This is a genomic window from Paenibacillus sp. S28 (assembly GCF_016624415.1).
Taxonomy (GTDB): Bacteria; Bacillota; Bacilli; order Paenibacillales; family Paenibacillaceae; genus Paenibacillus_AQ; species Paenibacillus_AQ favisporus.
The window spans coordinates 454,586-476,613 of sequence record NZ_JACVTM010000002.1; the positions used below are offsets into that span (position 1 = coordinate 454,586).

The 22,028-nt window shown below is 55.5% G+C and carries 19 protein-coding genes; 17 read left to right on the forward strand and 2 right to left on the reverse strand.

From position 1 onward, the window contains the following. The first annotated feature begins 48 nt into the window (after nt 1–48). From IAE55_RS06485 to IAE55_RS06520, 8 genes are all read left to right on the forward strand, one after another. A complete protein-coding gene (locus IAE55_RS06485; protein WP_116229600.1) occupies nt 49–1,854 on the forward strand; it encodes a DAK2 domain-containing protein in 1,806 nt (601 codons plus the stop codon). A 58-nt stretch (nt 1,855–1,912) separates the two neighbouring features. Continuing rightward, the gene (locus tag IAE55_RS06490; RefSeq protein ID WP_200631439.1) at nt 1,913–2,770 is read left to right on the forward strand and encodes a DegV family protein; all 858 of its coding nucleotides are present in this window, start codon (nt 1,913–1,915) and stop codon (nt 2,768–2,770) included. A gap of 13 nt (nt 2,771–2,783) precedes the next feature. Further along, nucleotides 2,784–4,835, forward strand: coding sequence for an ATP-dependent DNA helicase RecG (gene recG / locus IAE55_RS06495; RefSeq protein WP_089548132.1), 2,052 nt, complete (start codon nt 2,784–2,786; stop codon nt 4,833–4,835). Nucleotides 4,836–4,897: 62 nt separating this feature from the next. After that, nucleotides 4,898–5,185, forward strand: coding sequence for a stage VI sporulation protein F (locus tag IAE55_RS06500; RefSeq protein WP_076169947.1), 288 nt, complete (start codon nt 4,898–4,900; stop codon nt 5,183–5,185). A 309-nt stretch (nt 5,186–5,494) separates the two neighbouring features. After that, entirely contained in the window at nt 5,495–6,283 is a 789-nt protein-coding gene (locus IAE55_RS06505) for a gluconate 2-dehydrogenase subunit 3 family protein (protein WP_105444598.1), read from the forward strand. Nucleotides 6,284–6,350: 67 nt separating this feature from the next. Next, nucleotides 6,351–8,030: a GMC family oxidoreductase gene (locus tag IAE55_RS06510; RefSeq protein ID WP_145159430.1), complete on the forward strand. Its 1,680-nt coding sequence runs from the start codon at nt 6,351–6,353 to the stop codon at nt 8,028–8,030. Between the two features lie 64 nt (nt 8,031–8,094). Next, on the forward strand, nt 8,095–8,286 hold the full coding sequence (gene tatA / locus IAE55_RS06515; protein WP_105444599.1) for a twin-arginine translocase TatA/TatE family subunit: 192 nt from the start codon (nt 8,095–8,097) through the stop codon (nt 8,284–8,286). A gap of 41 nt (nt 8,287–8,327) precedes the next feature. Beyond that, nucleotides 8,328–8,714, forward strand: a complete 387-nt coding sequence (locus IAE55_RS06520) for a cupredoxin domain-containing protein (RefSeq protein ID WP_105444600.1) — start codon at nt 8,328–8,330, stop codon at nt 8,712–8,714. Between the two features lie 126 nt (nt 8,715–8,840). Here IAE55_RS06520 and IAE55_RS06525 read toward each other — a convergent pair whose 3' ends face one another. Beyond that, nucleotides 8,841–9,515: an SOS response-associated peptidase gene (locus IAE55_RS06525; protein WP_105444601.1), complete on the reverse strand. Its 675-nt coding sequence runs from the start codon at nt 9,513–9,515 to the stop codon at nt 8,841–8,843. A gap of 303 nt (nt 9,516–9,818) precedes the next feature. Here IAE55_RS06525 and IAE55_RS06530 point away from each other — a divergent pair, with 303 nt between their 5' ends. The 8 genes from IAE55_RS06530 (at nt 9,819) to IAE55_RS06565 (ending at nt 20,547) form a co-directional block, all read left to right on the forward strand. Further along, nucleotides 9,819–11,087, forward strand: a complete 1,269-nt coding sequence (locus IAE55_RS06530) for a DNA polymerase IV (RefSeq protein WP_145947548.1) — start codon at nt 9,819–9,821, stop codon at nt 11,085–11,087. After that, a complete protein-coding gene (locus IAE55_RS06535; RefSeq protein ID WP_200631441.1) occupies nt 11,084–11,584 on the forward strand; it encodes a hypothetical protein in 501 nt (166 codons plus the stop codon). Before IAE55_RS06530 ends, IAE55_RS06535 begins: the two co-directional genes overlap by 4 nt. 869 nt (nt 11,585–12,453) lie before the next feature. Then, on the forward strand, nt 12,454–14,688 hold the full coding sequence (locus tag IAE55_RS06540; RefSeq protein WP_374954715.1) for a hypothetical protein: 2,235 nt from the start codon (nt 12,454–12,456) through the stop codon (nt 14,686–14,688). A 36-nt stretch (nt 14,689–14,724) separates the two neighbouring features. Beyond that, a complete protein-coding gene (locus IAE55_RS06545; protein WP_200631443.1) occupies nt 14,725–15,918 on the forward strand; it encodes a HEAT repeat domain-containing protein in 1,194 nt (397 codons plus the stop codon). A gap of 43 nt (nt 15,919–15,961) precedes the next feature. After that, nucleotides 15,962–17,329 carry a glycosyltransferase family 2 protein gene (locus IAE55_RS06550; RefSeq protein ID WP_181153018.1) on the forward strand — a complete coding sequence of 456 codons (1,368 nt, stop codon included), beginning with the start codon at nt 15,962–15,964 and terminating at the stop codon, nt 17,327–17,329. 49 nt (nt 17,330–17,378) lie between these two features. Further along, the gene (locus IAE55_RS06555) at nt 17,379–18,185 is read left to right on the forward strand and encodes a response regulator (RefSeq protein ID WP_116229606.1); all 807 of its coding nucleotides are present in this window, start codon (nt 17,379–17,381) and stop codon (nt 18,183–18,185) included. A gap of 69 nt (nt 18,186–18,254) precedes the next feature. After that, entirely contained in the window at nt 18,255–19,616 is a 1,362-nt protein-coding gene (locus IAE55_RS06560) for a nucleotide sugar dehydrogenase (RefSeq protein ID WP_076169958.1), read from the forward strand. A 16-nt stretch (nt 19,617–19,632) separates the two neighbouring features. After that, complete coding sequence (locus tag IAE55_RS06565; RefSeq protein WP_200631445.1) at nt 19,633–20,547, forward strand: hypothetical protein; 915 nt, start codon at nt 19,633–19,635, stop codon at nt 20,545–20,547. A 134-nt stretch (nt 20,548–20,681) separates the two neighbouring features. Here IAE55_RS06565 and IAE55_RS06570 read toward each other — a convergent pair whose 3' ends face one another. After that, nucleotides 20,682–21,065 carry a hypothetical protein gene (locus tag IAE55_RS06570; RefSeq protein ID WP_200631446.1) on the reverse strand — a complete coding sequence of 128 codons (384 nt, stop codon included), beginning with the start codon at nt 21,063–21,065 and terminating at the stop codon, nt 20,682–20,684. A gap of 345 nt (nt 21,066–21,410) precedes the next feature. Between IAE55_RS06570 and IAE55_RS06575 the strand changes: the two genes are divergently transcribed. After that, entirely contained in the window at nt 21,411–21,908 is a 498-nt protein-coding gene (locus IAE55_RS06575; protein WP_105444605.1) for a Crp/Fnr family transcriptional regulator, read from the forward strand. The last annotated feature ends 120 nt before the right edge of the window (nt 21,909–22,028 follow it).

Below are 22,028 nucleotides of genomic sequence, written 5' to 3' on the forward strand. Positions count from 1 at the left end.
ATAAGGACGCCAATGGCTTAGGGATCAAGCTAGGAAGGGGATTTATCATTGAGTAAGCGTTCTTTGAATGGAACTGATTTTACCGCTATGGTTCTGGCTGGGGCGGAACAATTGCAGCAGCATGCCGAGCATGTCAATTCATTGAATGTGTTTCCGGTACCTGATGGTGATACGGGCACGAACATGAATCTGACGATGGGTGCCGGTGTCGCTGAACTGAAGAGAAACAATTCGAATTCGATCGGGCACAGCGCAGGCGTGCTGTCCAAGGGACTGCTCATGGGCGCGCGGGGGAACTCCGGCGTGATTACCTCCCAATTGTTCCGGGGCTTTGGACGCTACGCCGCAACCTATGATGAACTGAATGCGGTTCAGTTCGCGCAGGCGCTGCAGACCGGAGTTGACGCAGCTTACAAGGCGGTGGTCAAGCCGGTAGAGGGCACGATCCTGACGGTTGCGAAAGAAGCCGCGAAGCATGCGGTATTTTTGGCACGGCGCACACCGGATATTACGGAGCTCATGGAACAGGTGCTCGCCAAAGCAAAAGAAACGTTAGCCCAGACTCCGGAGATGCTCCCTGTCCTGAAGCAGGTGGGGGTTGTCGATTCGGGGGGACAAGGTCTGGTTTATATTTACGAGGGATTTTTGCAATATTTGCACAGCGTCAGCGAAGGCGGCTATGACTACCAGTCCTTTGCGGCACCGAGTGCGGTACAGCCTGCCCAGGATCAACCGGCGGCAGCAAGAACCCAGGTAAAGCCAGCGCCAGTGGCGACAGAAGTCCCGGATATTGCGCAGTCCCGACTGGAAACGGAAGATATCGAATTTTTATATGATATGGAATTTTTCATTAACCGGAAGTTAGGGGATGCGGCAGGTACGCATTTCGACGAGGATCAATTCAGGAAAGCGTTGTCAATGAACGGGGATTCGATTATCGTCATTGCCGATGATGAGATCATCAAGGTTCACGTGCATTCCAAAGCACCGGGCGAGGTGCTGAATTTGGCGCTGCGTTACGGCGAAATTACCCAGATTCATATTCTGAATATGCGCGAGCAGCACCGGGATCTGCTGTCGGCCGGGATGGACATCGCGCCAATGCCGGAGGTTTTTGCCGATATTCCGGTCGAATCGATGGACCATACGCCGGAAGAGGCGCCTGCCGAGCCGCCGGCCGATGAACTGGCACCTTACGGGTTTATCGCTGTGGCCTCCGGACAGGGCATTGCGGACATTTTCAAGAGCCTGGGCGTCGATGTCGTCCTCTCGGGCGGCCAGACGATGAACCCGAGCACGGAGGACTTTGTGAACGCGATCGCGTCCATTTCCGCGCACCATATTTACATTTTGCCTAATAACTCCAATATCGTGCTGGCCGCCCAGCAGGCGGGAGAACTGCTTGAGGGCGAACGCAGCGTGAAGGTCATTCCGAGCAAGACGGTGCCTCAGGGCATTGCCGCGGCATTCGCCTTTTCGGAGGAAGATTCCGAGGAGACGAATACGAGCAGCATGCTGGAAGCGATCGGCCGGATCAAGTCGGGTCAAGTGACCTACGCTGTGCGCGACTCGCAAATCGATCAGCTGGATATTAAAGCCGGCCAGTTTATCGGCATCGAAAATTCGAAGATCGTGACGGCTGCCGAAGGTCTTCTGCCTGCATGCCAGGAGCTTCTGACCAAGATGCTGGAGAACGGGGACGAAATTGTGACCATTCTCGCCGGGGAAGAGGCGAACCCGGAAATGACGGGCGAGTTGGCCGCTTGGCTGGCGGAGCAGTACCCGGATGCGGAAATTGAAGTGCATCAGGGCGGACAGCCGCTGTACTATTACATTTTTTCAGTGGAATCTTGAAGAGCAGCCTTGGGACCGAAGATCGAAGTTTGAATGAAAATGAAGGAGGCCCCATTCGATGACCCAACCGGTAATTGTAACGGACAGTACGGCCGATATACCCGAAGATATCGCGAAGCAGCATGACATTCACGTCGTTCCGCTCCGGCTGATGTTCGGCGAGGATACCTTTGAAGACGGCGTGGATATTTCCGCCGAGGTATTCTACAAACGGCTTGTCCAGTCCGAGCAGCTTCCGACCACGTCGCAGGCTTCTCCAGCAGATTATATGCAGGTTTATCAAGAAATTATGAATGAATATCCGGGCTCGCCGATTATTTCCATTCATATTTCCTCCGGGCTTAGCGGCACGTATCAATCGGCCACGATTGCCAAGTCCATGCTGGAGGGCGACCCGGATATTACGATCGTCGATTCCAAATCGGCGTCCTACGGATTCGGCCTGCTGGTCGTGCATGCAGCCAGACTGGCTGCCGAAGGCAGAACCGCAGAGGAGATCGTGCGTTCCGTTGAAGAGGTGCGCAGGCAGCGCAAGCTGTATTTTCTCGTGGACACGCTGGAATATTTGCAAAAGGGAGGACGAATCGGCAAGGCGGCGGCCATGATCGGCAACCTGCTGAACATCAAGCCGATTCTGTCCATTGACGAAGAAGGCATTATTTATGCGGTGGAGAAGGTCAGAGGCCGCAAGAAGGCGCTGGCCCGGATCCTGGAGCGTTTTCGGGAGGATTTGGGCGGCGTTCAAAACATCAATGTGGCAGTGGGCCATACGGCCGACCCGGCTTCAGCCGAGCCCGTGCTTGAGGATCTGTCGCGGGACTTCCGGCTGCAGGAGGTCGTTCTGACGAACATCGGACCGGTCGTCGGAACCCATGTCGGGCCCGGGACGCTGGCCGTGTTTATATGGCCCGCTTAAATGAGGGATAACCATGAGTCTGAGTCTTGAACAAATATCGGTACGGCAGGTCCGCGGCGTGAGTGCCCTCAAGGAAGGGGAGCTTCACGCCTTTGGCATCTTTACGGTGAAGGATTTGCTGGAATATTATCCGTTCCGGTACGAGGATTACCGGCTCCGTTCACTGCAGGACGTGAAGGACGGGGACAAAATTACGATCCAGGCGAAGGTGATGGGCGTTCCTGTACTGCAGCGGTACGGGCGAAAGTCCCGCCTCAGCTGCAAAATGATGGCTGAGGAATGGATGTTCACCGCCACCTGGTTCAATCGGCATTTTCTGAAGGATCAGCTGACCTCCGGGCGCGAAATCGTGCTCGTCGGCAAATGGGATCAGCGCCGCATGCAGCTGACCGTGTCGGAGTCGGAGTTTCCGGACCAGGGGGCATGGCGCAGCGGTACGGTGCAGCCGGTCTATTCGGTCGGGGGCAAGATTACGCAGACCTGGATGCGCAAAACGATGACCCAGGCGCTCGAGCAGTACGGGGAAATGATCCCGGAAATTTTGCCGGAGGAACTGCTGCGGAAGTACCATCTGATGCCGCGGAAAAAGGCGATCGCCACGATCCACCAGCCCCAGGATACCGGGGAAGGGCAGCAGGGTCGCGAGCGGATGGTCTACGAGGAGCTGTTTCTGTTTCAGCTGAAAATGCAGGCGTTCCGCGCCCTGAACCGGGAGCGTATGGACGGCGTCGTCCATACGGTGGACAACAAAACGATGCGCGAGTTCGTGCGCAGCCTGCCGTTCGAGCTCACCGATGCGCAGAAGAAGGTCGAGCTCGAAATTTTACAGGACATGCGCTCGCCGCACTGCATGAACCGGCTGCTGCAGGGAGACGTCGGCTCCGGCAAAACGGTGCTGGCGGCGATCGCCTTGTACGCGTCGGTGCGTTCGGGCTATCAGGGCGCGCTGATGGTGCCGACCGAAATTTTGGCCGAGCAGCATACGCGCTCGCTGCAGAAGCTGTTTGAGCCGTTCGGCATCACCGTCGGCCTGCTGACCGGCAGCGTTACGGGGCGCAAGCGCAAGGACCTGCTCGCCTCGCTGCAGATGGGCTTGACCGACATCGTCGTCGGAACGCACGCCCTGATCCAGGAGGACGTGTTTTTCCGCAAGCTGGGCGTAGTGGTCACCGACGAGCAGCACCGGTTCGGTGTCAACCAGCGCGGCATTCTGCGGCGCAAGGGGTATAATCCGGACGTGCTGACGATGACCGCGACGCCGATCCCGCGGACGCTGGCGATTACAGCGTTCGGCGACATGGACGTGTCCACGCTGTCGGAGCGCCCGAAAGGACGGATTCCGATCACGACGTACTGGGTCAAGCACAATATGCTCGACCGGGTGCTGGGCTTTATCGCCCGCGAGGTGGACCAGGGGCGCCAGGCGTACCTGATCTGTCCGCTGATTGAGGAGTCGGATAAGCTGGACGTGCAGAACGCGATCGATCTGCATGTCCAGATGCAGCAGGCGTTCCCTTCCTACAAGGTGGGCCTGCTGCACGGCCGTATGACGCCGGCCGAGAAGGAGGAAGTGATGCGGGCCTTCTACGAAAACGAGGTGCAACTGCTCGTCTCGACCACCGTCGTCGAGGTCGGGGTGGACGTGCCGAATGCGACGCTGATGGTCATTATGGACGCGGACCGTTTCGGCCTGTCGCAGCTGCATCAGCTTCGGGGCCGTGTCGGACGCGGTGAGCACGCTTCCTACTGCGTGCTGATCGCCGATCCGAAGTCGGAGGTCGGTCAGGAGCGCATGAACGTCATGACCGAGACGGACGACGGCTTTGAAGTATCCCGGCGCGACCTGGATCTTCGCGGACCGGGAGATTTCTTCGGCACGAAGCAGAGCGGTCTGCCCGAGTTCCGCCTGGCGGACATGGTGAGTGACTTTGCCGTGCTGGAGCAGGCGAGGGATGACGCCGCCCGGTTGGTGGCGGATCCGGCGTTTTGGACCTCCCCGGCATACGGGCCTCTGCGGGACTATTTGCAGCAGGAACAGATTTTTCAAGGAGATTTGGTCGATTAGGTCAGTGGACAACACCTCCCGTCATATACTTAGTTGGACTGCATTAGACGGGAGGTGCCAATATGGGTTATCAGCAGTACGGAATCAGCCCCCAATTGGTCGCACGGATCAAGCTGAAGATGAAAAATCCGGCCACCAAGGAGCGCATTAAAAAATTGATCGAAGGCGTAAACAAACAGGACCTGCAGGATCCGGCCAGGGTACAGCGGCTGGTCAAGTCGGCATCGTCCATCCTGAACGAGAAGCTGACCGGCGCCGAGGAAGGACAAATCGTCCGGTTTGTGATCGCCCAAAAGATCGATCCCAACAATACGTTCCACCTGATCAAGTTGTGGGGAATGTTCCGCTAAAAAAGCATACAAGCGCTTAGAATGCAGCCCTCCGGGAGAAACCCGGGGGGCTTTTTTTGTATTCTCAAGCAGGCAGCAGCGAGACCTGCCCGAGCTTCTTGACGTATTAGGCTGTCAGGTGATTTGCGGACTCTCTTCCTTTGAAGATCAATGCGGCGGTTGTGATGGAAACCGCGAGGTTCGTCCTAGTCATTTGGTCGCAATATGACGTCTGATGTCAGATATTGCGTTTGAAACAGAGAAATTTTGGGTAACTGATTCGAAGTGGTCTTCTTTATTGCATCCACAATATTCATAATTGGAGGGATCATGTTGCCAGGACTGAAATTGGGGAAGAGCAGCAAGCCGGCCCGGTCGAAAGAACCGGATGAATCCCGGCGGAAATTTTTGAAAGCCTCGGGAATGACGCTTGGCGGCTTGGTCGTCGGCGGTGTGTTCGGGGGTGTCCTGACGGACAGTCTGGAGAAAAATCAGGCCCCCAAGACGGCGCCTGCCGACAGCAAGCCTGAGGCTTCGCTGCAGGATGCGCTGATGTTCTTTAACCAGGAGCAGTTTAAAATGACCGAAGCGGCGGTCGAAAGGATTTATCCCGAAGATGAGAACGGTCCTGGTGCCAAGGCGCTGGGCGTCGCCTTTTTTATTGATCATCAGCTCGCAGGCCCGTGGGGGTATAACGCGCGGGACTATATGATGGGTCCTTTTGTCCAGGCCCAGACAACGCAGGGGGAGCAGTCGCGGCTGAAGCGCAACGAGATGTTCACGCTGGGCCTGGAGGGACTGAAGAGTTACTGCCAGCAAAAGCACCAGAAGGCTTTTACGGAGCTTGAGGGCCAGCAGCAGGACGAAGTGCTGACCGCTATGGAGAAAGGGGACAAATTCCCCATGCGCGGGGTGACAAGCAGCAGCTTCTTCAACATGCTGAAAAATTTGACGATCGAGGGCGTATACGCCGATCCGCTCTATGGCGGCAACCGGAATATGAACGGGTGGAAAATGCGGAATTTTCCGGGCAACCAGATGAGCTACGCCCAGCAGATTACGAAGGAAGGGCTGGTCCAAATCCAGCCGAAAAGCCTGCAGGCTCACATGAGCGAATAAATTTCACAGATATAAGGGGACATCAGACGTGGCCAAATTACCTAAAGTACCAGTGGTTATTGTTGGAATGGGCTGGGTCGGCGGCATCATTGCGGCCGAGCTGACCAAAGCGGGCGTCCAGGTCGTCGGACTGGAGCGCGGAAAAAGCCGGAGTACGGAAGATTATTTCATGGATCATGATGAGCTGCGGTATGCGCGGCGTTTTGAACTGATGCAGGACTTGTCCAAGGAAACGATCACGTTCCGCAATACGGAATCGATGAGGGCGCTGCCGATGCGCAGCTATGGCTCCTTCCTGCTGGGGGACGGGCTCGGCGGCGCGGGATCGCATTGGAACGGGCAGACGCACCGCTTCCTGCCGTATGACTTTGAGATTTACAGCCAGACGGTCGATCGGTATGGAAAAGGCAAAATTCCCGCCGGCATGCAGCTGCAGGACTGGGGAATCACGTATGATGAAATCGAGCCGTATTACGACAAGTTCGAGCAGATGGCCGGCATTTCCGGGGAATCGGAAGCGAACCCGATGCTTGGCAAACGGTCCCATCCGTTTCCGACTCCGCCGATGAAAAAAACGCCGATCCTGCAAAGGTTCGAGGAGGCGTCCAAAAAGCTCGGGTACCATCCGTACATGATCCCTTCGGCCAACCTGAGCGAGAACTACAAAAACCCGGACGGCGTCTCCCGTGCGGCCTGCCAGTACTGCGGATTTTGCGAGCGGTTCGGCTGCGAGTACGGCGCCAAGGCGGATCCGGTCGTGACAGTGATCCCGACGGCAATGGCCACCGGCAAGCTGGAGGTGCGCACGTTCTCAAACGTGACCGAAATTCTCCATGACGGCAAAAAGGCGACCGGGGTAGTGTACATCAACACGGTGACCGGGGAAGAGGTGACCCAGCCGGCGGATGTGGTCATTCTCGGCAGCTTCGTGCTGAATAACGTGCGCCTGCTGCTGAGCTCCAAGCTCGGAACGCCCTATGACCGGAAAACTGGCCGGGGAACGATCGGCCGGAATTATGCGTATCAGGTCAACTCCGGGCACGCGGTCGGCTTTTACGATGATGAGGAATTCAGCACGTTCATGGGTGCCGGGGCGCTCGGGATGGAGTTCGACGACTTCAACGGGGATAACTTTGACCATTCCGATTTGAAGTTTCTGCACGGGGCGGGCATCCGGATCAGCCAGAACGGCCTGCGCCCGATCGAAAACAACCCGGCGCCGCAGGGCACGCCGACCTGGGGCAAGGAATGGAAGAAGACCACGCTGAAGTACGCCAACCGCGTGCTGACCGTAGCGACGCAGGGGGCAAGCTTGCCCTGGAAGCACCACTATTTGGATCTCGATCCGACCTATAAGGACATTTACGGCAAACCGCTGCTGCGGATTACGTTTGATTTTGAAGATCAGGACCGTGAGCTGACGAAGTTTCTGGCAGACAAGGCCGGTGAGGTCATGAAGGAGATGGGTCCTTCCCATGTGGAGGTCAAGGACAAGCTAGATCCTTACAATATCGTTCCTTACCAATCCACCCACAATACCGGCGGGGTCATTATGGGCGCGGACCCGGAAACGTCGGCGGTGAACAGTTACCTGCAGATGTGGGAAGCGGAAAACGTGTTTGTGGTAGGTGCTTCGGCATTTCCGCATAACAGCGGCTACAATCCGACCGATACCGTCGGCGCGCTTGCCTACCGGGCGGCAGAAGGGATCCAGAAGTATTTGAAACAGGGAGGCATGCTTGTCTGAACAGCAGTGCTTTCGGGCTACTGCGTGACGGCCATGCGACTTCATGGAAAAGGAGGGATCGACCATGCTTTCGACGATCGGAATACCGGGGCTGCTGCTGTTGCTGCTGCTCGTCCTGCTGCTGTTCGGGCCGTCCAAGCTGCCGCAGCTCGGCAAGGCGGTGGGGACGACGCTTCACGAATTCCGCAGCTCTGCGCGGCATCTGACGGAAGAGGATGAGGAGAAGCAAGATGCGGGGCGCCGCCAGGAAGGATAACAGAACAACATACTTATTTATTTTAAATGGAGGGATTTAACATGAAAAAATGGATGCTTATAGGACTTACGCTGCTGCTGGTTTTTGTGCTTAGCGCCTGCGGAAGCAGCGGCGGAAGCGGGAGCGGCTCGTCGGACGAGTCTTCGTCTTCCGGCGGCTCGGACGGCGTGAAGGAAATCAAGGTGACGGCGTCAAACTTTAAGTTTGAGCCATCCGAGATCAAGGTCAAAAAGGGCGAAAAAGTCAAAATTACGCTGGAGAACAAAGATGGAAACCACGGTCTGGCCATTCCCGATTTCAACGTGGACCTGCAGAAGCCAAGCTCTGCAGAGTTTACCGCCGATCAAGCAGGTGAGCATGAGTTCCACTGCTCCGTCATGTGCGGTGCCGGCCACAGTGATATGAAGGGGACCCTGATTGTTGAATAAATTGGCTTAGCAGATGATGGAGCACCGGACAGCCTTCTGACGATACAGGAGGCAGAATCCAGAAAGCGCCGCCCAGCCGGACCGTAAAGGTTCGCGCAAGGCGGCGCTTTTTTTGCATATATACGGTTACGCGCCTTCCGGCACCCGTTCGATGCAATCGGGCGTATCGTTTTTAACCGAATTGACCGTCCTTGAGACCGGGTAAGCTTCCATTTCCTCGGCAGGATAGGGCACGAGCAGCTTCTGCAGGGCGTTTACGTCCGTCTGCCCGCGGTCCAGCCAGGCCATTTCGTCCTCCGGGCGCAAAATGACAGGCATCCGGTCATGGATCGGCGCCATCAGCGCATTGGGCCCGGAAGTGATGACCGTGCAGGTGCTCAGCTTGCTGCCGTCCTCCTGCAGCCAGGTGTCGTAGAGGCCGGCCATGCTGAAGATACCCCCGCCCCGGAGGGTAATCCGGTAAGGGACTTTGCCGCTGTCGGTTTTCATCCATTCATAAAATCCGTCGGCGGGAATCAGGCACCGCTTCCTCGCAAAAGGCAGCTTATAGGCCGGCTTGTCCGCCAGCGTTTCGCTTCTGGCGTTGATCATCTTGCTCCCCATGCTGCTGTCTTTAGCCCAGGACGGGACCAGCCCCCATTTAAGCTGACCGGCGCGAAGGCTGCTTCCATCATGAATGACGGCCAGTACGTTCTGCGCCGGAGCGATATTATAACGGGGATGAAAGTTCAGCGCAAGCTCAAGCTCATAGCGCAGCATCAATTCTTCCATCGACACGGTCAGTGTATAACGGCCGCACATCAGGCACTCCCCCTTTTGTGGAATGATCGTTGTAAACAGTGTACCGCGGGATGCCGGTTTACGCCAGCCTGTCTGCCAGTAGGAAGGGAAGGCTGTCAAAAAATACATTTGCATAGAGAACATGTGTTTGGTATATAATACGAATATACGTTCGCTTACCGAGTGAGCATTGCTTCGTGGAGAGGGAAGCGGCCCGGATCGTTTTTTTCGACGAGCGGTCTTTAGGGAGCTAGAGCTTCTCGGAGCTGCCCGGCCCAAACCGGTTTAACGAAATGCCAAAGTGGATGTGGAGGGTGTGTGCGCTTGAGCAGATCAAAGGAGAGAATTATATTTTTGGCCGATTGTCAGAGCTTTTATGCAAGCGTAGAGAAAGCGGATCATCCGGAGTATAAAGACAGGCCGCTCGCCGTTGCCGGAGACCCGATGCGCAGATCGGGCATCATTCTAGCCGCATGCCCGATCGCCAAGAGTTATGGGGTATCCACCGCCGAACGGCTGGGGGAGGCGCTCAAGAAGTGCCCGGATCTCGTCATTATGCGTCCAAGAATGCAGCATTATATCGATGTCTCGCTTCAGATTACCCGGATTTACGAGGAATATACCGATCTGGTCGAAATATTCAGCATCGACGAGCAGTTTCTGGACGTGACCGGCAGCCTGGCTCTCTTCGGCGACCCCGTGAGCATTGCCAAGTCAATCCAGCAGAAGGTGATGGAGGAGACGGGAGTCTGGGTGCGGGTCGGCATCAGCTCGAACAAAATTTTGGCTAAAATCGCCACCGACATTTGGGCGAAGAAGAACAAGGAGGGCATTTTTATACTGCCCAAAGCCGACATCGAGAAGAATCTGTGGCCGGAGCCGGTCCATAAAATGTTTGGAGTGGGCTCGCGCATGACGGCCCATTTTGCCAAGCTCGGCATGACGACGATCGGGGATGTGGCGAGAACGCCTCTTCCCCAGCTGAAGGATAAATTCCGGGCGCGGTTCGGCAAGCAGTCGGATATCCAGGCCGAAGTGATGTGGCGCACCGCCAACGGCATGGACGACAGCAAGGTGACCCCGGAAACGTTCGACAAGCCTCCCAAATCGGTCGGGCATATGATGACGCTGCCCCGGGACTACGCCCTCCCCAAGGAGGTCGACACGATCCTGCTGGAGCTGACGGAAGAAGTATGCCGCGACTGCCGCCGGAAGGGATATATGGGCTCGGTCGTCACGGTCAGCTGCATGTGCAGCCCTTATGACGCGCCGACAGGCTTTTCCCGGCAAATGAAGATGCCGGATCCCACGAACAACACGAACAAGGTGTATGAAGCCGTAAAAACGATTTTTTATAAGCATTGGGACCGCATGCCCGTTAGGCGCGCCGGGGTCATGCTGAGCGAGCTCAGCGACGACCGGAATTACCAGCTGACGCTGTTTGAAGACCAGGAGCGGCTGCGGGCTCTGGAAAAGGCGACGGACCATATCAAGCAGCGGTACGGCAGCATGGCGATCGTAAGAGCCTCTTCCCTTACGGGCGCCGGCCAGGCGGCGGAGCGGTCCATGAAAATCGGGGGGCATTATAAATGAGCAAGAAGCTTGAGAATAACGGGATTTGGGAATCCAGCCGCATGATGCTGCCACAGCACCGGGAGGAACTGCTGAAGCGGCGCTCGCAGCAGCCGGAGGAGCACCGGCCGCCCCGCAGGGAGGACCTGGGGCTGATGCGGGACAGAATCCTGCTTCCGGTCATGATATCGATCGTGAAGAAGCGGATCCAGGCGATCGAGGCGTCAAGCGAGGCCTTGAAGCACCTTTATTCGAAGGTGGCCCAGGTCCTGCTGCAGGACATCCAGAAGGATTTGTCCAAGGTGGAGCAAACCATGCTCGATGAGCGCATCGATCTGACCCAGGAGGGAAAGGACACCGAGATGATCTGGTACCGGTATTCGTTTCATGGGTATGAGGATACCTTCACGATCACGCGGGATTATATGCGCACGGAGGTCAGCGTAAGAATCGGACGGTACTCGGACCGGCTGATTACGGCATTGTACGCCCGTCTGCAGGATCATAAGCAGAAATAACCGAATGGAGCCCGTTGTCTTGTCTGGGAGACAACGGGCTTTTGGCCGTGCCGTACCTGGGGAGATCAGGATCGGCGGACATCCAGGCCGCTGTGGCCATAACGATGGATAGGAAGCGTACAGCAGAAATTACCAGGTTCAGCCGCCGGGATCCAGGGTAGGTATGGGAGTGGAACGCCCAGGAACGGAATGGGGCCTGTTTCCTATTTTGGAAATCCGGGGGATCATACGTTTTGCAATTCGGCGGGGGAAAGGCCGCCAATGGTAAATTTCAACAAATTGCGATTTTAAAAAAAGCCCCCATAGCGATTGATTTTTGAAAAACCTGCCCGATGATCCTAGTTACAAAGGAGCGGGGGAACGGGGAGGAAGGACCATAAAAATGAACGAAAAGTCTGGTAATTGGAATCCAGTAATTGGAATGATTTGGTGAAAAAAAGACAGGAGGTCCTACACGGGACTACGTTCTCATTTTTGTGATGTGACATAAATTGGCAAACGTTGATGTGACGCGGTTTTTCGCTGTCGCTTTATCGGACTATGGTATCAATTTTGTAATCTTTATGGATAAAGCTGTTAAAAAGACCACAACTTTAGCAATTTTGAGGCGTATAAATGTCCAGTTAACCTGTCGGCTCAAGGCTTGGTTAACGTTTCTTTGTCATTCGTAACGGGGCCGGCTGACAGGGGATGGCAGGGCTCTATGGTCCGCACGAGGGAGTGGCGGGCTAGGTCGGCGGGGTGGGAAATTTCCAACTACTAGCCTAGTTTACAGATCGGGGCCGAATAGTTAAAAATTAGATTTAGGCGAAGGCCAAGCCCCGGACCGATGAGGCAAAAATCGAAAACGAGGTGGGAACGAAGAGGCGATGATCAGACGTAAAACACTATTTATTTGGATCACGGCGGCTGCGGTTCTCATAGCCGGAGGCGGGGCGGCGGGACTGATGTTGAAGAACCCGACGGCTGCGGCCTACAAAGATCCGGACGGTACGAGATTTACGTTTAAAACCCAGGGGGACCGTTTCCTGAAGTACGAGAAGGACGGGACATGGAAAGAGATATTCGTTAAAGGCGTTAATCTTGGCGCCACGGTGCCGGGACATTTTCCGGGGGAGCTGCCGGCGACCGAGGAAGATTATCTGCGCTGGTTTAAAGAAATTGACGACATGGGCGCTAACGTCATACGGGTCTACACGATTCACCAGCCCGTATTCTATCAGGCTCTCGTCAAGTACAACAAAGATAAGGGGGACGACCCTCTGTATTTTATGCAGGGGATCTGGTCGCCTGAAGAACAGCTGATCGAGCAGCAGGACGCCTATTCGGGGGATATTACGAAACAGTTCAAAGAGGAAATCAAGAAGGCGGTTGCCGCGGTATACGGCGATGTCACGATTCCGCAGAAGCAGGGTTCGGCAAGCGGGGAGTACAAGGCGAATGCCGGAAAGTACTTGATGGCATGGCATCTTGGAACCGAATGGGATCCAGGTATGGTCAAAAATACGAACAAGGTGCACAGCGACGTGAAAGCCTATCAGGGCAAGTATTTTTCGGGTACGAAAGACGCGGCTCCGTTCGAAAACTGGCTGGCCAGCTTGCTTGACTATACGGCCGAGCAGGAGGAGCATTACGGTTGGGAGCATCCCGTGACTTTCACGAACTGGGTCACGACCGATGTGCTCAGCCACCCTGGCGAACCGCTGTTCGAGGAAGACATGGCGAGCGTTGATGCCCGGCATGTTCAGCCTACCGGCTGGAAAGGCGGTTATTTCGCAGCCTATCACGTCTATCCGTATTACCCGGACTTTTTCCGGACGGATTCGACGCTCCAGACGATCAAGGACGACAAGGGGAACTACAATACCTACAAAGCTTATCTCCGTCAGCTAAAGGCCAAGTATAAGGACATGCCGCTGATGGTCACGGAGTACGGTGTTCCTTCTTCTGTCGGCGTGTCGCATTTTGGCGCCGGAGGGCGCGACCAGGGCGGCCATAACGAACAGGAGCAGGGAGAGATCGATGCATCCCTGACCAAAGACATTCACGACGAAGGCTACGCTGGGGCCATCCTGTTCATGTGGCAGGACGAATGGTTCAAGAAAACCTGGAACACGATGCCGATGGAGCTGCCTGAAGACCGGAGGTCCTATTGGATCAACGTTCTGACCAATGAGAAAATGTTCGGCCTGCTCGGCATGCTGCCGGGCAAGGAGAAGCTGATTACGATTGACGGCAATCTCACCGACTGGGACAGGCTCCCGGAAGGGGAAGTACAGCACTGGCAGGGCAAGATCCCGGGAGTCCAGGATATGAAAATTACGCATGATGAGGGCTACCTGTACATCGGCATGAAGCTGGATCATCCATTTGATCCGGCCAAGTCGAAGCTCTACATCGGTGCCGACACGATCACAGGCGGCAACCAGCCGTCCGCGAAGCAGCTTCCCGGGAGGAAGCTGGAAGGCGGGGCGCCCGAGACGCTGATCGAAATCGGCAAGGACGAGGAGTCCCAGGTGGAAATCGCGGCCGATTATGATTTTCACCAGCGGCTGTACGGCAAAGACGGTTATTGGATGCTGCCCGAGGCCGAGGCAGGAAACACGGCACCGTTCCATCCATGGAAGCTGGCGATCAGCCTGCTCATGAATCCGCCGGATACGCGGTTTTCGCATCCGTTCATCGACAAGACGATTGGTACGCTGAAAAGAGGGACGACGGACCGCAGCAAGGAGACGTTCGACTCGCTGACTTCTTGGCAGTACAGCGGTGATTCGATAGAGATGCGAATCCCGTGGATGCTGCTGGGCTTCTCGGATCCGAGCTCCCTGCAAGTGATCGACTACGGTCCGCTGAAGGAACGGAGTTACTTCGGCACGACCACAACCGACGGGATACGGCTTATTCCGTGGATCGTCCAGCGTGACGGAAGCGGCGTGTCCTGGCCCGGAGGAGACCAGAAGACGCTGAACGTGCAGAGCCTGCCGCTGTATACCTGGAAGCAGTGGGACACGGTGCAGTACAGTGAACAGTTGAAGCAGAGCTATTACATCATGAAGGATGCTTTTACGAAAATTTCCGGCCCTAAAGAGAAAAAGGAGTAGGAGAATTGACTTTCTAAAAAGGAGGAACCTGCTAACATGTTTCATTTAACCGTTGCCTATATTTTCATCTATGTGTGCCTCGGCTTGATTGCCCTAGGGATTCTGCTGTTGCTCCAGATGAAAATATCGCATAACCGGGAACTTCGGAACCGTGAAGCGTATGCGAAGAAGCATCATGACTACTTTGTGTACGTTCAAGCCAATCTGCAGGACAATGTCGAATTGAGGCTTCCGCCCGGCAAGCTGAAGAAGCTTGAGAAGAGAGTGATTCAGGATAAATTTATCGAGTGGATCGAGCAGTTTAAAGGCGATTACCGTCTCAAGCTGATCGAGCTGTGCCGGGAGGCCGGCTTTGTGGAGGAGGACCTGAAAGCACTCCGCAGCATCCGGTACGGCCGGAGGCTGGAGGCGGCCTACCGTTTGGGAGGCATGCGCGCGTCGGAGGCGGTGCCGCTGCTGCAGAACATCTTGCAAAAACGCAAATACAGCTCGCTGTCGATCGTTATGGCCCGCTCCATTGCGAAAGCGGCGGATAACAGCGAGGATCTGCTCCAGATGCTGCGCGCCCTCTTGTCTCACGGCAAGCCGATCCATAACCTGGCGGCGGATATTATGCTGGAGACGGGGCTCGATTCAAGTGCGATTTTGCTCAAGCTGCTGAACGACTCCGATTCCGCGCTGGTCAAGGTGGGACTGGTGGCCATGTGGGGACAGGCTGTACCGGAAGTCATGCCGGTTCTGGGACGTTTGGTCGGTGCGGAAGAGAAGGACGTTCGCGCCGAAGCGGTCAAGCTGTATCTCACGACGAATCCAGCGCTCAAGGACGATACGATCGCCCAGCTGATGAGCGACCGAAGCTGGGAAGTCCGGGCCGAGGCGGCCAGAGCGCTTGGCCAGCTGCACGCCGCAGGCAGCATTCCGCTGCTGACCGATGCGCTCCGCGATTCCAGCTGGAAGGTGCGCTATAACAGCGCCGAGAGCTTGGCGGAGCTGGGAGAAGCCGGCTTTGAGGCCCTGTGCCAGGCCGCGCTGACCGGCGCCGGCATCCAGCGCGAGGCTGCGTTGCACCGGATCGAGCTGGTGATGGAAAAGGAGCGCGAGCACAGCGCGATCGAACAAATGGTGGCTTACAACAAGAAACGGCTTCTGTACGACCGTTATTTCGGCGTGAAGCAGCCGGCCAAACGGGTTGGCGGGGTAGCCGCTGTAGGAGGGGATTACTCTGCTTAGAGACATACTAATGTATTACGGCATGGTCGCCGTGTATTACGTCATGATCGTTAACATTTTGTACTTTACCATTATGATCCTGTCGTACCGGAACATCGGGACCATCTACCGGAGGTCCAAATATTCCAATTACAATACGCTGTCCGGCTCGGAGCTGGTGCCGCCGGTATCACTGCTGGTGCCGGCCTTCAATGAGGAACTGACCATCAGCGAGAACGTCAACTGCCTGTTGACGCTTAACTATCCGACCTACGAGGTCATCGTGATTAACGACGGGTCCAGCGACAATACGGTGGATGTGCTCATCAAGGAGTTCCGGCTGAAGAAAATGCCGAATCCGGAGTTCCGGGGGACGATCGACACGCAGGAGATTCGAGGCGTTTATCATAATCCCGATTATCCCTCCCTGTTTGTAATAGATAAGGAAAACGGCGGCAAGGCCGACTCGCTGAATGCAGGTATCAACTTGTCGCATTATCCGCTGATCTCTTCCATCGACGCGGACTCGCTGCTGGAGAAGGACGCCCTGATCCGCATGGCCCGCATGTACATGGAGAATCCGGAGGAAATGGTGGCGATCGGCGGCGACGTGCGTATTGCCAACGGCTGTCTGATCGAGAACGGTGCGGTGCAGAAAGTGTCGCTGCCGCGCAAGATCTGGCCGATGTTCCAGTCCATCGAGTATATGAAAGCCTTCCTGGGCGGACGGATCGGCTGGAGCCAAATGAACGGCCTGATCATCGTCTCCGGCGCATTCGGGCTGTTCCGCAAGGACTATGTCATTGCTGTCGGCGGGTACCGCGGCGGTTATCCGGGAGAAGACATGAACATCATCATCAAGCTTCACCGGTATATGCTCAGCCATAAAATTCCGTACAAGGTGGCCTTTTGCCCCGAAGCGGTCTGCTGGACGCAGGCACCGGATACGTACAAGATCATCTCCAACCAGCGCAAGCGCTGGGGGCGGGGAAATCTGAAGAACATGATCGAGAATCGCGGAATGCTGTTCAATCCGAAGTACAAGGTCATGGGTATGATCACGATGCCTTACAACGTCCTGTTTGAAACGTTAAACCCTTATTTTAGAATCACGGGCCTGTTGGCTCTGGTAGGATATACGCTGCTGGACATGACTCACTGGCGCATTCTATTGACTTTCTTCCTTCTGAACTTCCTGAGCGGCTATCTGCTCAGCGTCGGTGCCATCATCCTGGAGGAAATCGCCTTCCGGCGATACAAGAAATTGTCCGATCTGTGGAAAATGCTGCTGTTCTCCGCGCTGAAGTTTTTCGGATACCATCAGCTCGGCGTGCTGTGGCGCGTCCAAGGACATATCCAGTATCTCCAGAACAACAATTCCTGGGGAACGATGACCCGGCAAAGCTGGAGCGAAGAAAGCAAAACGGCCTGATGGGCCCCGATTCAAAGATTTATACATTTGAGAGAGGTGGGAGTGGATTATGCCGCAAACCGTAACTTTACAGAGAGAACAGACGACCGATGTGTACCACCATCTGGGAGAACGTTTGAAGGAAACGTCGCCGGACACTTGCGGAATCATGTTTCTGTACAGCAGTGCGAACCCCCCGCAGCTGGAAGAGCGGGTTCGGGAGATTTTGCAGCATGGTTCCGGGCTCGACTATGAGGTGCTGAAGGATGCGCAAACCCGGACGCTGGCGATTCTGCTGCCGGGACTTACGCTGGATGCGGCCCATTACCAGGCGCTGCTTCTGAAGCAGCAGCTGCAGGAGACGGTGAAGGATGCCGATCCGCGGATTACGCTGACCGTATTCCCGGGGCAGGTCGAACCTACGCCTGGCGTTCTCAAACAGATGGCTGAGTCCACAAAGCTCAGCACATCGTCCGATATTCATATATTTACGAAAGAGGAGGCTGCGGAAGAGGCCGGAAGAATTTTGATCGTCGACAATGACGCCACCGTCCGCGAGTTTCTCCAGATTCGTCTGAAAATGCAGGGCTACGAGACGCTTGCCGCTCATGACGGCACGTCCGCCCTGGAGCTGATCGAGAAATGGGAGCCGGATCTAGTGCTGACGGAGCTCAACCTTTACGGGATTGACGGGCTGCCGTTCATTCACCAAATCCAGCAGCTGCCGGTCGACAACACGCCGAAAATCGTCGTGCTGACCGAACAGCGCGTGGAGCAAACCATCAGCCAGTGCTTTAAACACGGAGTAGACGACTATGTGACCAAGCCTTTCTCTCCGGTAGAGCTGGATGCCCGTATACACCGGTGCTTTCACTAAATCATCCGCTTTTCTTGAGCGTTACTTAGCAGCAGACCAAAACTTACATCTAATGGAGGTTGAGTGCTTGTGAATCACGAATATGAGCAGTTGTTGGAAGGAATTAAAACCAAAAAGGCCGTATTGGGCGTAGTAGGACTGGGATACGTAGGACTTCCGCTGGCCGTGGAAATGGTCAAGCAGGGCTTCACCGTAATCGGTATCGACGTGGATCCTGCGAAAATCGATAAAATCTATCAGGGCGAATCCTATATCACCGATATCTCTTCCGAAGACTTGGCCGCGGTCGTGGCTAGCGGACGCTTCAAGCCGACGACGGACTACAGCATGATCGCCGTCATCGACGCGCTCAGCATTTGCGTGCCGACACCGCTCAGCGAAAACCAGGATCCGGATACGTCCTACATTACGAGCGTTGTGGATCAAATCAAGCTGCACATGAAAAAAGGCATGCTGATTACCCTGGAAAGCACGACTTACCCGGGTACGACCGAAGAGCTGATCCAGACGGAAATCGAAGCGCTCGGCTACAAGGTGGGCGAGGACTTCTTCCTCTGCTTCTCTCCGGAGCGGGTGGACCCTTCCAATGTGCGCTTCAACACCTTCAATACGCCAAAAGTTATCGGCGGTACGACCGAGGCCTGCCTGGAGCTGGGAACGGCGCTCTACTCCCAGTATGTACAGACGGTGGTGCCTGTCACTTCGCCGAAAGTGGCCGAAATGTCCAAACTGCTGGAAAACACGTTCCGCAGCGTAAACATCGCCTTCATCAACGAAATGGCCATGATGTGCGACCGCATGGGCATCGACATTTGGGAAGTCATCGACGCAGCAGCGACCAAGCCGTTCGGCTTTATGCCGTTCTATCCGGGTCCTGGCATCGGCGGACACTGCATTCCGCTCGATCCGATGTACCTGTCGTGGAAGGCGAAAGGCTTCCGCTTCTACAGCAAGTTTATCGAGCTGGCACAGTCGACCAACGACAACATGCCATATTACGTCATCGGCAAGACGTCGACGATTCTGAACGAATACGCGAAGTCCATCAAGAAATCGTCGATTCTCATCCTCGGCATGGCTTACAAGCCGGACATCAGCGACCTGCGCGAATCTCCAGGGCTTGAAGTATACGAACTGTTCAAAGAGAACGGCGCGAACGTGGAATACTACGATCCGTACGCTGTCAGCTTCCGCGACAAACACGGCGAGACCGTGCACAGCGTAGCCTACGATCCGGCGCAGTTTAAAAAATACGACTGCATGGTGCTGATCACCAACCACAGCGGACTCGACTACGGGGAAATCGCGGCGATGGGCGTGCCGATCATCGATACGCGCAATGCATTCAAAAACTACACCCTGCCTCATATTTATAAAATCGGACATTCGGTGCAGCACGTGGAAGAGCCGGATGTGGCGTTAATCGTATAATAAAGGAGGGGATGGTTTGGGAGAGCTGCTCAAAAAAGCGAAAATCCCGGTGATCCTAGTCATCTGCGGCTTGCTGCTCCTGCCTCTCCTGTTAAAATCGTCAACAATGGAAGATCAAAAAGCGACCTGGCTGTGGGATACCGAGCTGATCAAGGATCCCGGCAAAATTATAGCATTCTGCAGGGAGCAGAACGTAGGCACGATCTTCCTTCAGGTTCAGAAAAAGGTTAGCGATGAGGACTACCGCCGCTTTATTGCGGCAGCCTATGAGGAAGGCATTGCCGTGCACGCGCTGGACGGGCAGCCCGATTGGGCCTATGAACGCCAGCGCAGGGAGGCGGATCAATTTCTGCAGTGGGTGTTTGATTATAATGCAAAAGCAGCCCCAAGCGAGAAGTTTGCCGGCATCCAGCTGGATGTGGAGCCCTATCAGTTAAGACGCTGGGAGAAGGATCAGGACGGCGTAGTGCGCGAATGGAGCAGCAATGTGGAAAAATGGGTAGCCCAGGGCAAGGAGAAGGGCCTGTACATGAGTGCGGCCGTTCCCTTCTGGCTGGGCAACGTTAAGGATGCCAACGGCAGCGGGAACCTGAGCCGGTGGATGATCAGCCAGTTTGATGCCGTCGCCGTCATGTCGTACCGGGACAGTGGACGGAAGATTTACGATGTGGCCCGCGAGCAGTTGGATGAAGCGGACCAGCTCGGTAAATCGGTATGGATCGGCATGGAGCTGGGTGACACCGAAGAAGGTTCGCACATCACGTTTTTTGGCAAGGCCGTGCCTGTGATGGAGGAAGAGATGAAGTCTGTGAACAGTCTGGGCGACAGCCATCCTTCCTTTGCCGGACTGGCGGTACACCATTATGAAATTTGGCAGGACAAAATCGCTTCAGCGGCTTCGGACGAGAAGCCCGAGAAGTCCAATCAGTAAATGGAATCAGGCGTGCGAAGAGGGAAACCATTCGCACGCTTTTTTTCGTGGATCGAGAGCAGCCTCGGCACCGCACAAGGTTGAATGTACATCGAACACCGATATAAAAGGCCCCACGTGCCGGGGGCTTCACTTCAGGCATCCGGCAGCCGGATGCCGAGATAACGGCTGAGCACGAGGCCCGATTCCGCCTGCACGTACGTCCAGAGCATGGCGAATCGCCGCTGGTATCCGCGGCACAGGTACGACGCCTCAATGCCCTTGGCGGTCCGGGTTTCCTCGTAGACCCGAATGCCGCGGGCCTTCATCTCGCGGCGGATCGATGTCAGGCTCGCTATAATCTGATCTTGGATGGACGACAGGGCCCGGATATACAGCTGTGCCATCTTCAGCGGGACAGTGCCGATCAGGCGAACGTCCTGCTCCAGCGCATCAAGCAAAACCACGTGCAGCAGGTAGGCTTTGACCAGACGGCCGTCTTCTTCCGAGGGGGCCGGAGGGGAGAGGGATGCTTTCATGAGGCATGGCACTTCCTTACTAACAGTATAGGAACATACGTTCTAATTATACTCATGTTAAGGCAAAAGTATCCGGGAAGGCAATAACGAATTTATGGAAGCGCGCAGCGTTTCGGTCCGGACGGGTGGATTTGGTATAATAAAGAGAAGCGTTTATCAAATGCACTCTTAGAATTTTTACCACAACCGGGAAAGTGTGGAGCAGTAATGATAGCCGGGGAACGGTTGTCAGCTCCACAGAGGCCAAAATTTTATATGTTGCGATGAGACCCTGGTTAGCTTCGCAGAAGCGGCATTGAACAAAAGAAACTTGGAATCGCGGAACTTTAGGTTGGAGGAAGAATCATGTTTTTGAACAAAGGAGAAATATTATTCAGACAGGGGGACAGCGGGGAGTTTTTATACCATATCAAGAGCGGTTTGTTCAAGGTAACACGGCTCCATAAAAACGGGAACAGCGTTCTGTTTAATGTGCTTTATCCGGGGGAAACGGTGCCTCACCATTCGCTCATCACCCCGAAGGATATCCACGGTACGGCAACGGCCCTGATGCGCAGCGAAGTCGAGAAAATTCCGGCAGAGGAGTGGTACCGCGAGCTCCGTGAGCACCCGGAGAAGGCGCTTGAAATCGCCCTTTTGCTGCAGGAAAAGGTGCGCTTTATGCAGCAGCGGATCGACCATCTAACCGTCGGGACTCCGGCCGAGAGGCTGGCGCTGCTGACCGATTGGCTGGACAGCTACGCCCACGGTATCCACTTTACCGAGCTGCTGACCCAGGAGGAGATCGGCCAGCTGATCGGTGTACGCAGGGAAACGATCAACCGGCTGCTTCGAGGGCATTAACATAACGCCATCCAGCCATCCGCCATACGCGAACGGTCCGGTAAACAAACAAAGGGGCAGCCCCATTCAGGTTCTCTGAACCTGGGGGCAGCCCCTTTGTGCATTTTAGTAAATCGTATT

What these genes read in the sequence shown, in the direction of transcription:
- IAE55_RS06490 (WP_200631439.1), top strand. Translation starts at nt 1,913, where the DNA reads ATGACCCAACCGGTAATTGTAACGGACAGTACGGCCGATATACCCGAA.
- recG (WP_089548132.1), top strand. Translation starts at nt 2,784, where the DNA reads ATGAGTCTGAGTCTTGAACAAATATCGGTACGGCAGGTCCGCGGCGTG.
- IAE55_RS06500 (WP_076169947.1), top strand. Translation starts at nt 4,898, where the DNA reads ATGGGTTATCAGCAGTACGGAATCAGCCCCCAATTGGTCGCACGGATC.
- IAE55_RS06505 (WP_105444598.1), top strand. Translation starts at nt 5,495, where the DNA reads ATGTTGCCAGGACTGAAATTGGGGAAGAGCAGCAAGCCGGCCCGGTCG.
- IAE55_RS06510 (WP_145159430.1), top strand. Translation starts at nt 6,351, where the DNA reads ATGGGCTGGGTCGGCGGCATCATTGCGGCCGAGCTGACCAAAGCGGGC.
- tatA (WP_105444599.1), top strand. Translation starts at nt 8,095, where the DNA reads ATGCTTTCGACGATCGGAATACCGGGGCTGCTGCTGTTGCTGCTGCTC.
- IAE55_RS06520 (WP_105444600.1), top strand. Translation starts at nt 8,328, where the DNA reads ATGAAAAAATGGATGCTTATAGGACTTACGCTGCTGCTGGTTTTTGTG.
- IAE55_RS06525 (WP_105444601.1), bottom strand. Translation starts at nt 9,515, where the DNA reads ATGTGCGGCCGTTATACACTGACCGTGTCGATGGAAGAATTGATGCTG.
- IAE55_RS06535 (WP_200631441.1), top strand. Translation starts at nt 11,084, where the DNA reads ATGAGCAAGAAGCTTGAGAATAACGGGATTTGGGAATCCAGCCGCATG.
- IAE55_RS06540 (WP_374954715.1), top strand. Translation starts at nt 12,454, where the DNA reads ATGATCAGACGTAAAACACTATTTATTTGGATCACGGCGGCTGCGGTT.
- IAE55_RS06545 (WP_200631443.1), top strand. Translation starts at nt 14,725, where the DNA reads ATGTTTCATTTAACCGTTGCCTATATTTTCATCTATGTGTGCCTCGGC.
- IAE55_RS06550 (WP_181153018.1), top strand. Translation starts at nt 15,962, where the DNA reads ATGATCGTTAACATTTTGTACTTTACCATTATGATCCTGTCGTACCGG.
- IAE55_RS06555 (WP_116229606.1), top strand. Translation starts at nt 17,379, where the DNA reads ATGCCGCAAACCGTAACTTTACAGAGAGAACAGACGACCGATGTGTAC.
- IAE55_RS06570 (WP_200631446.1), bottom strand. Translation starts at nt 21,065, where the DNA reads ATGAAAGCATCCCTCTCCCCTCCGGCCCCCTCGGAAGAAGACGGCCGT.
- IAE55_RS06575 (WP_105444605.1), top strand. Translation starts at nt 21,411, where the DNA reads ATGTTTTTGAACAAAGGAGAAATATTATTCAGACAGGGGGACAGCGGG.